The sequence below is a fragment of the Clostridioides sp. ES-S-0048-02 genome (genome assembly GCF_020658495.1).
GTDB lineage: Bacteria > Bacillota > Clostridia > Peptostreptococcales > Peptostreptococcaceae > Clostridioides.
In genome coordinates, this window is the sequence record NZ_JACVWH010000003.1 from 212,421 (window position 1) to 227,341 (window position 14,921).

10 protein-coding genes are annotated in these 14,921 nt (G+C 29.3%); all 10 read left to right on the top strand.

Annotation, left to right across the window (positions count from 1 at the left end):
• The first annotated feature begins 26 nt into the window (after positions 1-26).
• Positions 27-821 (top strand): FAD binding domain-containing protein, encoded by a 795-nt coding sequence (locus tag IC173_RS06135; protein WP_227434965.1) that lies wholly within the window; start codon positions 27-29, stop codon positions 819-821.
• Positions 811-3,102: a molybdopterin cofactor-binding domain-containing protein gene (locus IC173_RS06140; RefSeq protein WP_227855300.1), complete on the top strand. Its 2,292-nt coding sequence runs from the start codon at positions 811-813 to the stop codon at positions 3,100-3,102. The genes IC173_RS06135 and IC173_RS06140 overlap by 11 nt, the downstream gene beginning before the upstream one ends.
• Positions 3,103-4,416: an amidohydrolase family protein gene (locus IC173_RS06145; protein ID WP_227855301.1), complete on the top strand. Its 1,314-nt coding sequence runs from the start codon at positions 3,103-3,105 to the stop codon at positions 4,414-4,416.
• A 35-nt stretch (positions 4,417-4,451) separates the two neighbouring features.
• Positions 4,452-5,537, top strand: coding sequence for a dihydroorotate dehydrogenase (locus tag IC173_RS06150; protein WP_227823990.1), 1,086 nt, complete (start codon positions 4,452-4,454; stop codon positions 5,535-5,537).
• Positions 5,538-5,786: 249 nt separating this feature from the next.
• Positions 5,787-6,635: a hypothetical protein gene (locus IC173_RS06155; RefSeq protein ID WP_227823989.1), complete on the top strand. Its 849-nt coding sequence runs from the start codon at positions 5,787-5,789 to the stop codon at positions 6,633-6,635.
• A 1,358-nt stretch (positions 6,636-7,993) separates the two neighbouring features.
• Positions 7,994-9,346: a solute carrier family 23 protein gene (locus tag IC173_RS06160; RefSeq protein WP_227855302.1), complete on the top strand. Its 1,353-nt coding sequence runs from the start codon at positions 7,994-7,996 to the stop codon at positions 9,344-9,346.
• A gap of 107 nt (positions 9,347-9,453) precedes the next feature.
• On the top strand, positions 9,454-10,242 hold the full coding sequence (locus tag IC173_RS06165; protein WP_227855303.1) for an FAD binding domain-containing protein: 789 nt from the start codon (positions 9,454-9,456) through the stop codon (positions 10,240-10,242).
• A complete protein-coding gene (locus tag IC173_RS06170) occupies positions 10,242-12,542 on the top strand; it encodes a molybdopterin cofactor-binding domain-containing protein (protein WP_227855304.1) in 2,301 nt (766 codons plus the stop codon). Before IC173_RS06165 ends, IC173_RS06170 begins: the two co-directional genes overlap by 1 nt.
• 140 nt (positions 12,543-12,682) lie before the next feature.
• Entirely contained in the window at positions 12,683-13,960 is a 1,278-nt protein-coding gene (locus IC173_RS06175) for a transposase (protein ID WP_227482581.1), read from the top strand.
• 201 nt (positions 13,961-14,161) lie between these two features.
• Positions 14,162-14,890 carry a selenium cofactor biosynthesis protein YqeC gene (yqeC, locus tag IC173_RS06180; protein WP_227482582.1) on the top strand — a complete coding sequence of 243 codons (729 nt, stop codon included), beginning with the start codon at positions 14,162-14,164 and terminating at the stop codon, positions 14,888-14,890.
• The last annotated feature ends 31 nt before the right edge of the window (positions 14,891-14,921 follow it).

Here is a 14,921-nt window from a genome sequence, read left to right on the forward strand (position 1 = left end):
AAATTAAATTGATATGGGGAGAGAATATGATAACTATAAAGGAATATGTAGTTCCAAAAAGTTTAGATGAAGCTTATGAACTGCTAATATCAAGAAAAAACAACATAATACTTGGAGGCTGCGGATTTTTAAAACTAGGTAGCAAAAATATTGGTTCAGCAATAGATTTAAAAGACCTAGGTTTAGATTATATAAATGAAACTGAGAATAGTATATTAATTGGAGCAGATACAAGTTTAAGAACTTTAGAATTAAATAAGGTTATTAAAAATTACTGTAGTGGAGTAATTTCAAACGCTGTTTCTAATATAGTAGGAGTTCAATTTAGAAGTGGAGCTAGAGTAGGAGCTAGCGTATTTGCTAAGTATGGATTTTCAGATTTAATACCTTCATTACTAGTAGTAGATGCAAAGGTTAAGTTATATAAAAAAGGGGTTATGAATTTAGCTGATTTTTTAGAAAGTGAGCTTGAAAAAGATATATTAATGGAAATTATATTACCTAAAAAAGATGCTATAGGTGTATTTGATTCAATAAGAAAATGTACAGGTGATTTTGCGGTATTAAATGGGGCAATGTTAAAAGAAGGAAATTCTTATAAAATTGCAATAGGAGCTAGACCAAGAAGAGCAAAGATTGCATACAAAGCAAGTGAAGTGCTAAGCTTAGAAAATGATGCAAACAAAGCTGGAGAGGTATCAAGTGAAGAACTTTCATTTGGAAGTAACATAAGAGGAAGTAAAGAGTATAGAAAAGATATGGCAAAAGCATTAGTTGTTAGAATGTATAATAGTATTGGGGGTGAGTTTAATGGTAAATAAAGAAGTAAGAAAAATAGATAGTGAAGCCATTGTTACTGGTAAACCAATATATACTGAAGATTTAATTTTTCATAGGGATGTTTTGACTGTTAAACTTCTTAGAAGCCCACATGCTTTTGCAAAAATAAAAAATATTGATATAAAAAATGCATTAAAAGTAAAAGGTGTAGTAGATATATTTACTTACAAGGATGTACCAAATTATAGATATTCAATGGTTGGAGAATCATATCCAGAAGCATCACCTCATGACCAATTAATACTTGAAGATATAGTGAGATATGTAGGAGATGAAGTTGCTATAATAGCGGCTGAAGATGAAAGAGCAGCTATTAAAGCAATGAAACTTATAAAAGTTGAATATGAAGTAATGACACCAATATTAGATGCAAGAGAATCAGAAGGTAATAAAATTTTAATACATGAAGAAGATGATTTGTTTTGTCCGTTTGATTTTGGATTAGATGCTACAAAAAATATAGTATCAAGAGAAAAAATGGGTAAAGGTGATGTAGAAAAAGAGTTTAAAGAGTGTGATGTGATAGTAGAAGAATCTTATATGACTCAATCACAAGCACATTGTATGATGGAAACTCATAGAGCTTACACATATATAGATACTAATGGTAGACTAGTAGTAACTTCTGCAAATCAATCAGCTTATCATATGAGAAGACAGGTTTCAAGAGCATTGGGAATACCTCTTTCAAAGGTGAGAGTAATAAAGCCAAGGATAGGTGGAGGTTTTGGTGGAAAAAATATAGCTGTAACAGAGATATATGCGTCATTTGTAACTTGGATGACGAAAAGACCAGCAAAACTTATATATACTAGAGAAGAAACTTTTGCAATGACTAATACTAGACATCAGATGTTTTTTGACATAAAAGTTGGAGCAGATAAAGAAGGAAATATAAAAGCTATAGATATGAAAGCATTAAACAATACAGGTGCTTATGGTGACAATGGACCTTCAGTTTGTTCCGAGTCAGGGCATAATGTGCTTCCAACCTATAATAATGTACCTGCAATAAAGTTTGATGGAAGGACTGTATATACTAACTTAGTTCCAGGGGGAGCATTGAGAGGGTACGGAGCAACTCAAGGTACATTTGCACTTGATTGTGCAATAGACGAATTAGCACATAAACTTAATATGGACCCAACAGAAATAAAATTAAAAAACATTATAAAAAAGCAAACTGAAGGCGGAATAATGAATTTTCCAATAAGAAGTTGTGCACTTGATGAATGTATAATTAGAGGCAAAAAGCTAATTGGATGGGATGAAAAATATCCTGTTATAGATATTGGGAATAATAAAGTAAGAGCTGTTGGAATGTCAGTTGGAACTCATGGTTCTGGTATAGCTAACATAGATATGGCAATAGTAAATATGAGAATGGATGAGGATGGAACTTATAAGTTATTTTCTGGGTCTTCAGATTTAGGAACTGGTTCTGATACAATACTTGCACAAATTGCTGCCAAGACACTAAATACATCTATTGATAGAATTTCTGTTTATACAGGAGATACAGATATGTGTCCATATGATACTGGAGCATATGCTTCTTGTACTACTTATGTAACTGGAAATGCTACAATAAAGTCAGCTGAAAGTTTAAAACAAAAGATATTAAAAGTAGCACAGAAGAAATTAGACCTACCAATCGATGATTTAATGCTATATGAAGACAGAGTTTGTTATAGTGAGGATGTAAAAAAGTTTGTTTTATTAAGTGAATTAGGAAGAGAATCTGTTGGTGGTGGAAATCAAGATGTTTTATACTCATCTGAATCTTATGGGATAAAAGAGAGTGCAAAACCATTTTTAGCAGGTTTTGCAGAGATTGAACTAGATAAAACAACAGGTGAGTTTAAGGTGATAAACTATGCTTGTTCAACTGATTGTGGTACAGTCATGAATCCTGCACTTGCAAGAATACAAGTTGAAGGAGGAGTAACTCAAGGTATAGGGCTTGCAATGTATGAAGATCCTAGACATGGTTCTGATGGTAAACTTCAGACTTCTAATTTGTTACAGTATAAAGTTCCAACAAAAAAGGATATAGGAAATATATTAGTAGATTTTGTAGATAATTATGACCCAACAGGACCATATGGAGCAAAATCTTTAGGAGAGATAGTTATTCATACGCCAGCACCAGCAATAGCAAATGCAATTTTTAATGCAGTAGGTGTGAATATAAGAGAACTTCCTATAACTTCTGAAAAGGTTTATATGGCTATGAAAAAACTAAATCAGGGAGGTAAATAAATGGTTGCTATAAAAAGTAAATACTTAATATCTTCTGCTGATGAAATATATACAAATCATGCCGTTGTAATAGAAAATGACATTATAAAAGATATATTGCCAAATGAAGAAGTTGAATTAAAATATAAAGATATTTCAGAGATAATAAATAAATCAGATGCAATAGTAATGCCAGGCTTTATCAATGGGCATATGCATCAATATGGAGTGCTTTCTAGAGGAATACCAGCAAATGTACATTTTACTGATTTCGAAGGATTTTTAAATGACTATTGGTGGCCGTTTATAGAAAATAGAATAGGGCTAAAGGAAGTAAAAGCCACAACTAAAGCATCTGCAATAGAACTTATAGAATCTGGTGTAGTAGCATTTTGTGACACATTAGAAGCTCCAAATACAGAAAAAGGAACTTTAATTGAGCAAGGGAAGATACTAGAAGAAATAGGAATGAAAGCAGTTTTATCTCTAGAAAGTTGTGAAAGAATAAGTTATGAAAATGGGTTAAGATGTTTAGATGAAAATTCTAATTTAATAAAATGGAGTAGAGAAAACAGTAAATTAATAAATGGAATAATGTGTACACATACTAGTTTCACATGTTCAGATAAATTTATCAAAAAAGCTAAAGAAGATGCAAGAAAATTAGAGGCACCAATGCAATTTCATTTATGTGAGAGTATATATGAACCAAACTACTCTAAAAAACACTTTAATAAAAAAGCAGTTGATTACTACAATGATTTAGATATATTAGATGAGACTGTATTAGCGTCTCAATGTGTAAAAGTAGATGATGAAGAGATAGACATATTAAAGGAGAAAGGTGTAAAGGTAGTTCACATGCCTCTTAGTAATTGTGAAGTAGGTGGCGGTTTTTCTCCAGTTCCACGAATGATTAAAAAAGGCATAAAAGTAGCATTAGGCACAGATGGATATATAAATGATTTTTTTGAAGTTATGAGAGGTGCATTTTTAATGCATAAATCAGTCGAAGAAGATGCATCTGTAATGCCCGCAAGTTTAGTATTTAAGATGGCAACAGAACATGGTGCTTATGCATTGGGACTTCAAAAATCAGGAAAAATAACAGTTGGTAATAAAGCAGATATAATAGTTATGGAAGATGAATTTAAAACTCCTGTAACACTTGATAATATATTTGACCAGATAGTAGTGCAAGGTAAAAAAGAATTTATATCAAATGTATACATAGATGGTAAACATATTTTAAAAGAAAAACAATTGGTTAACTTAGATAAAAAAGCTATTGTTAAAGAAATGAAAGATGTTGCCTGTGAATTCTGGAAGTTTTAATAAATGTAAATAAATATGAAAAGGGGAAGTAAATAATGTATAATTTTTTAGGGAAAGAATTAAAATCACCTTTTATAATAGGTTCAGGTCCGTTGACATATAGTGCAGCTGGATGTAAGATACTAAGTGATGCAGGAGCAGGAGCAGTTGTTACTAAGACAATAAGAAAAGAAAGAGCTATAAATCCAGCACCTCATATGGTGAGAAATACAGCTAATGCTCTTTTAAATAATGAGAAATGGACAGATTTTGAACCAGAGCAATGGATAGATTTTGAAATACCACAAATGAAAAAAGATGGAACTGTATGTATAGCTTCAGTAGGTCATACAATAGAAGAAAGTAGTGAACTAGTAGAAAAGATTGCAAATGCAGGAGCTGATTTTATAGAGCTGGTATCTTATGACTATAGAGATTTAATACCAATGCTTAAGGATGCGAAAGAAAGAGTGAATATACCAGTAATAGTTAAACTTCCTCCTATGATAGATGAAATAGGGGCTTTTGCTAAAAAATTAGAAGAAGCAGGAGCAGATGCAATAACTGCTTGTGATTCTGTAGGACCAGCACTTAGAATAGATATAGAAACTGGCCAACCTTTATTAGGTGGAAATGGAATTGGATATTTAAGTGGAGAAACTATTAAACCAATAACTCTACAAAGAATATATGAAATAAAAAAAGAGGTAAATATACCTATAATTGGATTAGGTGGATGTGTAAGTGGAGATGATGCTTTAGAGATGATTATGGCAGGTGCTGACTTCGTTGGTATATGTTCAGTAGTAATATTAAAAGGAGCTCAAGTAATAGCTAAAATACACAATGACCTAAATTCTAATCTTGACAGACTAGGATATAAAACTATAGAAAATGCTTGTGGGGTAGTACATAAGCATATGGGAGAGGTAAATGAAAGACTTAGTTTTGAATTTACTTATGATGAAGAAAAGTGTACTAAATGTAAGATGTGCGAGAGAGTGTGTGCATATCAAGCTAGAAAATTAAATGACAAGATGGAATTAAATGAAGATGAATGTAGATATTGTGGTCTTTGTATATCAGTATGTAAACCAAAGGCACTTGGAAGAAAGATTTCATGTCCAGAATTAAATGCATAAGATGTTTTATAAAAAATATAACTTCAAAAGATAAAAATTTATATACAGATAAAGGATACCATATTAAAATGGTATCCTTTTGTTTGTAATTATTATTTTTAGATTTATATCTATATTAATTATTTTTTGTAGTAATTATACATAATAATTTTAATAATTAAATTTATAACAACTATTTTAGATATATATGTTAACATTGTATAGCATTTGTATAAGATGTTATAATAATTAATAGGGATGGTGATGTAAGTGGAAGATAAAATTTTAGAATTATTACATATTATAAATAAAGATGTGGTTAGCATGAAAAATGACATGTCAGAAGTAAAACAAGAAATAAGTGTAATGAAAGAAGAAATAAGCGAAGTGAAACAAGAAATATGCATAATAAAAAATGACATGTCAGAAGTAAGACAAGAAGTAAGTGTGATGAAAAAAGAAATGAATGAAGTAAAACAAGAAGTAAGTGTAATGAAGAAGGAAATGAGTGAAGTAAAGCAAGAAGTAAGTGTAATGAAAAAAGAAATGAATGAAGTAAAACAAGAAGTAAGTGTAATGAAAGAAGAAATGAATGAAGTAAAACAAGAAGTAAGTATAATGAAGAAAGAAATGAGCGAAGTAAAACAAAAAATAAGTGTAATGAAAGAAGAAATGAATGAAGTAAAACAAGAAGTAAGTATGATGAAGAAAGAAATAAATGTAGTGAAAGAGAATTTACATGAAGTTAAATTAGAAATGAACTCTATGCAAAATCAAATAAGTAGTGCAAGTAAAGATATAAGTGAAATTAAAGCAGAAAGTATTGTAGTTAATGAAAAACTATATGAAATAGATGTTAAAGTAGATGCCTTAGAATCTGAAGGAAAATCAATTAAAGAACAACAAATTGAACAAAATAGTATTTTAGGAAGTTTATTACATAACTCTGAAATAAATAAAGCTACTCATGATAATATGGAACATAGTATAGCACATATAAAAGGTGATACAAACTCCATAAAAGAAGATGTTTCAGAAATAAGAAGAGATTTAAATTTAGTAGAATTAGCTACAAGCAAAAATTGGAGCGATATTGTAAAATTAAAATCAGCTAGATAATCTTTTAATTACATTAACTTATCATCCATAAAAGTATAAACTTTCATATAAAAATAGATGCTTATAATAGTCTTACTATTTATTATAAATTTTAGAAATTAAAATAAAAATTTGAGAAAAGATCATTTGAAAAATACTTTTGGTCTTTTTTTTTATGTAATTATAAAAATATCATAAAAATAAAATTTAAAATTTGCTTAATAAAAAATTACAGAACAGTTGGAATAAGTAAATTTTTATCAAGGAAAGTATAAAAAAATTATTCTATGCAAATGTATGCAAATATTGGCATTAAAATTGCTGTATAGAAATAATAAATAGTAATGTACATAAAGATTGTATTATACAATAGTATTACTATTTTTAATTATAGATATTGGTTTATATCTATATGCTAGATAGAAACTTGTATGTTTTATGTTGCAGATACAAATATAGTAAAGGAGAGTACATGGGTACAACTGAGATACATAGCTTATTAAGTTTTTCTGTCTTATGATAATTATATTATAAAATATTCATAAATATTTTGATTTTCAATTTGAAAATTATTTTATGCTTAAATTAATTATTATGTAATTAATTTAATAACAAAAACAGTGAAAGAGTAAATAATATTATTTACAGGGGGTAATAAAAAAGTATATTAAATAAGTTGTACTTTTAGCCCCGTACATAAAGAAATTTATGTAGGACACAACTTTAAAACCAGTAAATCCTAAAGCCTTGCAACTACAATAAAAGATAGAAAGAAACTTTTATGAATGTGGTGAAAACCAGAAATAATAGCAAGGATGGTATATGGTGAGAGCCTAAGTACTTTACAATGGACATTTGGTCGCCAAGCCTAGAAATAGGAAGGTCAAACGACTATCTCGAAAGAGAGTACACTATAAGCTATTGATAGTGGAAACGGGTTGCTCTTAACAGGTAATGCTGAAGATGAAGAAATAGTCTACGCTCATATGAAAGTATGAGGTCACTTAAGATTAAAGTGGCATCTATAAAGTAGCGTTTATAGGTAAATGTTTAAAACTTACAAGATATAAATACTTATGAAAACTTATAACTTATAATGATTAAGATTGAAAGATTTAGATTGGATTAGAATTGTTGTAAAAAATTTTAAAGTCCATAGCTACAATACTCTTATATTTGTAAAGCACTATAGAACATATACAAAATAATAGAATAAATTTAATTGTTAATAATTAAATTTGTTGTACGTGATTTTTAAGTATAAAAACTTAAATGTATTACTGAGTATAGTAAGATTTATAAAAGTCATTTAATTTAATATATTAAATTTTTAAGTATTTATATAATTCAATAAGTTTTATGTAACGGGAGTTTTTATTATGAAAGCAAAAAGTACATCAAAATTTGAATTAGACGGAATACCACCACTAAAGGAAGCAATACCTTTGGGGTTACAACACTTAATGGCAATGGTAATAGGTAGCTGTTTACCAGCGATACTAGTTGCAAATGCGGCTGGACTTAATCATAAAATGTCTACACTATTAATTCAAGCTGCTTTAATTTTTGCAGGATTATCAACTTTGTTACAATTATATCCAATACCACTATTTAAAGGTTTTAAATTGGGAGGAGGAATACCAGTTATAATGGGAGCTACAGCAATGTTTATAGGAGCTGGAGTTTCTGTTGCAGGCAAGTATGGATTACCTGTCTTATTTGGCTCTCAAATAGTCGCTGGTATAGTGATAATCATAATTGGTTTTGGTCTTAAAAAAATAAGGTTTATATTTACCCCAGTCGTATCTGGTACTATAGTTGCATGTATGGGTCTTGGACTTTTTCCAATAGCTATAAAAAACTTAGCTGGAGGTATGGGTAATGAGACATTTGGACAACCAATTAATTTTATAGTTGGAATAGCTGTATCACTTATGATATTAGGATTAAATAAATATGGAAAAGGATTGTTTAAAGATGCATCAATATTAGTTAGCATAGTTTTTGGATATATTTTATCACTAATTTTGGGAATAGTAAATTTTTCTTCAATTCAAGAGTTTACTTTGGTTGCACTTCCAAAACCACTTGCTTTTGGATTGGATATAAAGCTTGAGGTTGTAGTAATGTTTTCAATAATATATTTGGTTGAAATAGCTGATATTATGGGAGCATGTACACTTTCTACAGTAGGAGGACTTAATAGACAAGTTACAGATGAAGAACTTTCTTCTGCTGTTTTAGGAAATGGAGTATTATCTACAATAGGAGCATTATTTTCTGCTACTCCAATGGGACTGTTTGGTCAGAATTCTGCAATCGTTTCTAATACAAAAATTATAAGTAAATTTGTATTAGCTATTGGAGGCATTGGATTATTTCTGGCGGGAGTATCACCTTTATTAGCTAATTTAATCAGAACAATACCTCCTTGTGTGGTTGGAGGAGCAACACTCGTAATATTTTCAACTCTTACAACATCTGGATTAAGACTTGTTAGTATGGATGGTTTTAATCAAGAAAATAGTATGATATTAGGTCTTTCTATGGCAACTGGGATAGGATTTATGGTAGTTCCTCAGGTTCTTGAAAAATCTCCAAAATTTATAGAAACACTACTTGCAGATTCAAGTGTAGTTTCAGGAGCTATGGTTGCTATAATAGTTCAAGGTTTATATATGATAAAATTTTCAAAAGGTAAGGACAATAAAAATAAAAAGGAAAATATATAGAGTAAAAAACTAATAGAATTAAATTAAGTTTACTATATATTTATAAAAATAAAGCAAAGTACTTAGTAGGTTTCAAGTTTTAATAAATATAATATAAGGGGGATAAGATGGTTACTATAAAAGAATATTCTGTTCCACAAAGCCTAGAAGAAGCATATAAAATTTTGATTTCTAAAAAAAGTAATGTTATTTTAGGTGGTTGCGGATTTATAAAATTAAGCAATAAAAACATAGGAATAGCCATAGATTTAAAGGATATAAATCTAGACTATATAAAAGAGGATGAAAAAAATATACTAATAGGAGCAGATACATCTTTGAGAAGTTTAGAAATAAACAAAACTATTAAAAATTATTGTAGTGGAATAGTCTCAAGTGCTGTTTCTAATATAGTTGGTGTTCAATTTAGACAAGGTGCAAGAATTGGAGCTAGTGTATTTTCAAAGTATGGTTTTTCTGACTTGATTACAGCACTTTTAGTTGTTGGTGCTAAGGTAAGGTTATACAATAGTGGAATATTAGAGTTAAATGAGTTTTTGGATAGTGAATTAAATAAAGATATATTAATTGAGGTAATACTTCCTAAGAAAGATGCAGTAGCTGTATTTGATTCAATAAGAAAGTGTACAGGAGATTTTGCTATATTAAATTCAGCTATGTTAAAAGAAAATGATACTTATAAAATAGCAATTGGAGCAAGACCCCAAAGAGCTAAATTAGCACTTGAAGCAAGTCAAATATTGAGCAAAGAAAAGGATATAGATAAAGCATCTATTATTGTAGGTAAAGAATTAATTTATGGAAGTAATATGAGGGCAAGTAAAGAATATAGAATAGATATGGCAAGTGCACTGCTTAAGAGGATGTATAGTGCTATTGAGGGAGGTAATAAATAATGATTAATAAGGGGATAAGAAAGATAGATAGTACAGCAATTGTGACAGGAAAGCCACTATATACTGAAGACCTTATTATGCATAAAGATGTTTTGACTCTTAAACTTCTTAGAAGTCCACATGCACATGCCAAAATAAAGCATATAGACACGTCAAAAGCTGAAAAAATTCCAGGAGTTGTAGGAATTTATACCTATAAAGATGTACCACAAGTTAGATATTGTGTTCCAGGTCAAACAGAACCAGAAGCATCTCCTTATGATAGAGTTTTACTTGAGGATACAGTTAGATTTGTTGGAGATGAGGTAGCATTAGTAGCAGCAGAAGATGAAAAAACTGCACTTAAAGCTTTAAAAATGATAAAAGTAGAGTATGAGATTTTAAAGCCTGTATTTAATGCAAAAGAAGCAGAAGGAAATGAAGTTATTATACATCCAGAACAAGATATAGTAGAACCGTATCCTTTTGGATTAGATGCAAAAAATAATATAGTATCAAAAGAGTTTTTCGAGTTTGGTGATGTTGAGGCTAAGCTTAAAGAAAGTGAATTTGTGGTAGAAGCATCATATAAGACTCAAAGTCAATCACATTGTATGATGGAAACTCATAGGTCATATGCATATAAAGATATAAATGATAGGATTGTTGTTGTGTCATCATTACAATCACCACACAATGTAAAGAGAATACTTAGAAAAGTATTGGGGATTCCTTCTTCTAAAATAAGGGTGATAAAGCCTAGAATAGGTGGTGGATTTGGAGGAAAGAATATAGCAGCAACAGATATATTTACTGCATTTGTGACTATGAAAACTGGAAGACCAGCAAAATTTGTCTTTACAAGAAGTGAAACCTTTGTAGGTTCTAATAGTAGGCATGAAATGTTTTTTGATGTTAGAGTAGGTGCAGACAAAGAAGGAAATTTAAAGGCGATAGAATTAAAGTCACTAAATAATACAGGTGCCTATGGTGGTAATGGAGTTTCTGTTTCTTCAGAATCAGGTCATAATACATTGCCAATATATAATGATATTGATGCTGTTAGATTTGATGCTAGAACAGTATATACTAATAGATTACCAGCAGGTGCACTTAGAGGTTATGGAGCTACACAAGGCATATTTGCAATAGATAGTGCTATTGATGAATTAGCTAATAAGATTGGTATAGATCCTCTTGAATTTAGAGTTAAAAACATCATAGATAGGTACACTAATGGAAAAGCAGCAGAAGAAGAAATACTAAGCTGTGAATTAAAACAGTGTATAGAAAAAGGGAAAAAATTAATTAATTGGGATGATAAATACCCATGTAAAGATATAGGTAATAACAAGGTAAGAGCAGTAGGAATGGCAGTGGCAAATCATGGTTCTGGTATACCACGTGTAGATATGGCAACAGTGACTATACGAATGGACGAAGATGGGACATATAAGTTATTATCTGGTCTTGCTGATTTAGGTCAAGGTGCTGATACAATTCAAGCACAAATTGCTGCAGAGACTTTAAATACGACTGTAGATAGAATATCTGTTTATACAGGTGATTCAGACCTATGTCCATATGATACAGGTGCGTTTGCTTCTTGTACTACAACAGTTACAGGAAATGCAACAATAAAAACAGCAAATAAATTAAAAGAAATAATACTTTCAGTAGCAGAATCAAAACTAGAGTCTAAAAAAGAGGATTTAGAGTTAAGTAAAGATAGAGTTTTTGTTAAGAATGATGAGAGTAAATTTGTGTTATTAGAGGAATTAGGAAGAGAGTCAGTTGGAGGTATAGGGTTTTCAAGTGACGATGTACCAGTTGTTTTAGAAGCAACAGAATCATTTGGTATGTTAAAAAGAATAAAACCATTTATAGCAGGATTTGCTGAAATAGAACTAGATAAAAATACAGGAGAATATAAGGTAATAAATTTTGCATGTGTACCTGACTGTGGTACGGTTATAAATCCAACATTAGCGAGAATACAAGTAGAATGTGGAGTAATGATGGGGATAGGGTTTGCAATGTATGAAGACCCTAAATTTGATAAAGATGGAAAGTTATTGACAGACAGTTTCTTGCAGTATAAGGTTCCTACAAAAAAAGAAGTAGGAAATATATTAGTAGATTTTGCTGATAATTTTGACCCAGGAGGGCCTTATGGAGCTAAATCTTTAGGAGAAATAGTTATACATACGCCAGCACCAGCAATTGCAAATGCAATTTTTAATGCTACTGGAGTTCGTATAAGAGAGCTTCCTATAACTTTTGAAAAAGTGTACATGGGGATGAAAAACAACAACAAATAAATTTAATAAATGATATACTATAAAAGTATAAATTTAAGTTATTTTGCAAAATAAAGTAATTTAATAGACATTATATATGGTGCTTTATAAAAATACCATATATAATGTCTAATAGAGTAGGAGTTAAAGGAGGTGAGTTTATGCCAAATAGAACAAAAAACATACATTATGGGACTCAGAGACAACAATTAAAAAATTTAACTAAGAAAGAATATCAGGCTTTGCGAGAGATGTGCTTTTTAGCAAAGAACTTGTATAATGTTGGTACATATAATGTCAGACAACACTACTTTAATCAAGGGGAGCATCTTAATTATGAAGCCAATTATCACGTATGTAAAGAAAATGAAAACTATAAACTACTCAATAGTAATGTAGCACAACAAATACTAAAAGAAGTTGATAGTTCATTTAGGTCATTTTTTGGTTTAATTAAATTAGCTAAAGAAGGCAAGTATGATTTTAGAGGAATAAAATCACCTAAGTATTTAGATAAAGAAGGATTTTTTAGTATAATAATAGGACAAATAAGAATTAAAGATGATGGAATTTTAAATGTGCCTATGTCTCCCGTATTTAAAAAAATGTATGGAAAGGTGAGTATAAAAGTTCCAAATAATATATTAGACAAAAAAGTTAAGGAAATAAGAATAATACCTAAACATAAGGCTAGGTTCTTTGAAATTCAGTATTGTTATGAAATACCGAAATCAGAGGAAGTTTCAAATAAAAAAAATGCACTGGCAATAGATTTAGGTTTAGAAAACTTATGTACTTGTACTACCAACTTAGGTGATAGTTTTATTATAGATGGAAGAAGGCTTAAGTCTGTGAACCAATGGGCAAATAAGCAAAATGATAAAATAGAGGCTTTAAAATTAAAAAAGAATATAAGTTTAATTACAAGAAAACAATTTAAAGTATGGAATAAAAGAAATAATCAGGTTAAAGACTATGTAAATAAAACTTGCTTTTACATAATTGACTACTGTGTAAAAAATAATATTGGCAATTTGATTGTAGGATATAATGCTAAGTTAGAAAAAAGTGATAATATGGAAAAGAAAATATATAGAAATTTTATAAGAATTCCTTTTGGAGAGATAAAAGGAAAACTAGAGTATCTATGTAAAATAAAAAATATTAATTTCATTAGACAAGAAGAAAGTTATACTAGTAAATCAGATTTTTTTGCCAATGATTACCTTCCTGATATTAATTTGGATGATGTACAGAAACACAAATTTAAGGGAGAAAGAATAACACGTGGTCAATATAAATCTAGTGTGGGTATGATTATAAATGCGGATGTAAATGCAAGTCTTAATATATTAAAAAAATCACAAATAGTTGATTTATCTTACTTGCAGAATAATCCTCAGATGTTAAAGCAACCACAAAGAATAAGAATATCTTAATAATAATTAAAAGATAAACTGATAGCGTATAAGCTTACAGCTTAGCGGCGAATTGGATCCGCCTTGTTGTTTACAACAGAATCTATTTACTTTTTAGTTTATAGAATTTCAAAAATCACTTTTACTAAAACAGTTAAATTATAAGTTTCAAATAAATCAAATTTAGGATATTTAAAAGAAATATTTATGAGAGGTGAAAGTGTGAAATTATCAGATATGATAGGAGCAAATGAAATAATAACTGTAGTTGGAGCAGGAGGAAAAACTTCATTTATAAAATACTTTGCGAATTTTTATAGAGATAAGCTAAAAGTTTTACTTACAACAACTACTAAAATATATTTACCTGATGAAAAAGACTATGACAATATATTTATGACAATAGATGGAACTTCTATTCCATCTATTTGTCATGGAGTAACAGTATGTGGAAGCTGTATAAATAATGAAAATAAAATAGTAGGAATCAAGTTATCTGATTTAGAAAAAATGATAGACAAATTTGATTTGGTATTGATAGAAGGTGATGGTTCAAAGAGAAAAAAACTTAAAGGTTGGAATGATGGAGAACCAGTAGTATATTGTAAAACTACAAAAACTATAGGTATATTAGATATAACTTCATTTGGAATGGATATTAATGAAGAAAATATACATAGGTTAGATGAATTTAAAAAAATAACTAATTTAAATATGCGTAATATAAATGATAATTCTACAGTAAATCTTGATAATTTAAAAAATGTAGTATTAAATCCAAAAGGATTGTTTAAAAATTATCATGGAAAAAAAATATTATTTATTAATAAAGTCGAAAATGAAATGTATGAAAGTTTAGCTATAAATTTAATTAAAATTATTAAAGAGCATGAAAATGAAATAGACATATTTTATGGAAGTATAAAACGAAATTTTTGTATAAGATATTGAAGTATTAAAATAATTTATGTGATATTATATA

Excerpts from the sequence above, each read along its gene's own strand:
- IC173_RS06135 (WP_227434965.1), top strand. The coding sequence starts at position 27 with ATGATAACTATAAAGGAATATGTAGTTCCAAAAAGTTTAGATGAAGCT.
- IC173_RS06140 (WP_227855300.1), top strand. The coding sequence starts at position 811 with ATGGTAAATAAAGAAGTAAGAAAAATAGATAGTGAAGCCATTGTTACT.
- IC173_RS06145 (WP_227855301.1), top strand. The coding sequence starts at position 3,103 with ATGGTTGCTATAAAAAGTAAATACTTAATATCTTCTGCTGATGAAATA.
- IC173_RS06150 (WP_227823990.1), top strand. The coding sequence starts at position 4,452 with ATGTATAATTTTTTAGGGAAAGAATTAAAATCACCTTTTATAATAGGT.
- IC173_RS06160 (WP_227855302.1), top strand. The coding sequence starts at position 7,994 with ATGAAAGCAAAAAGTACATCAAAATTTGAATTAGACGGAATACCACCA.
- IC173_RS06165 (WP_227855303.1), top strand. The coding sequence starts at position 9,454 with ATGGTTACTATAAAAGAATATTCTGTTCCACAAAGCCTAGAAGAAGCA.
- IC173_RS06170 (WP_227855304.1), top strand. The coding sequence starts at position 10,242 with ATGATTAATAAGGGGATAAGAAAGATAGATAGTACAGCAATTGTGACA.
- IC173_RS06175 (WP_227482581.1), top strand. The coding sequence starts at position 12,683 with ATGCCAAATAGAACAAAAAACATACATTATGGGACTCAGAGACAACAA.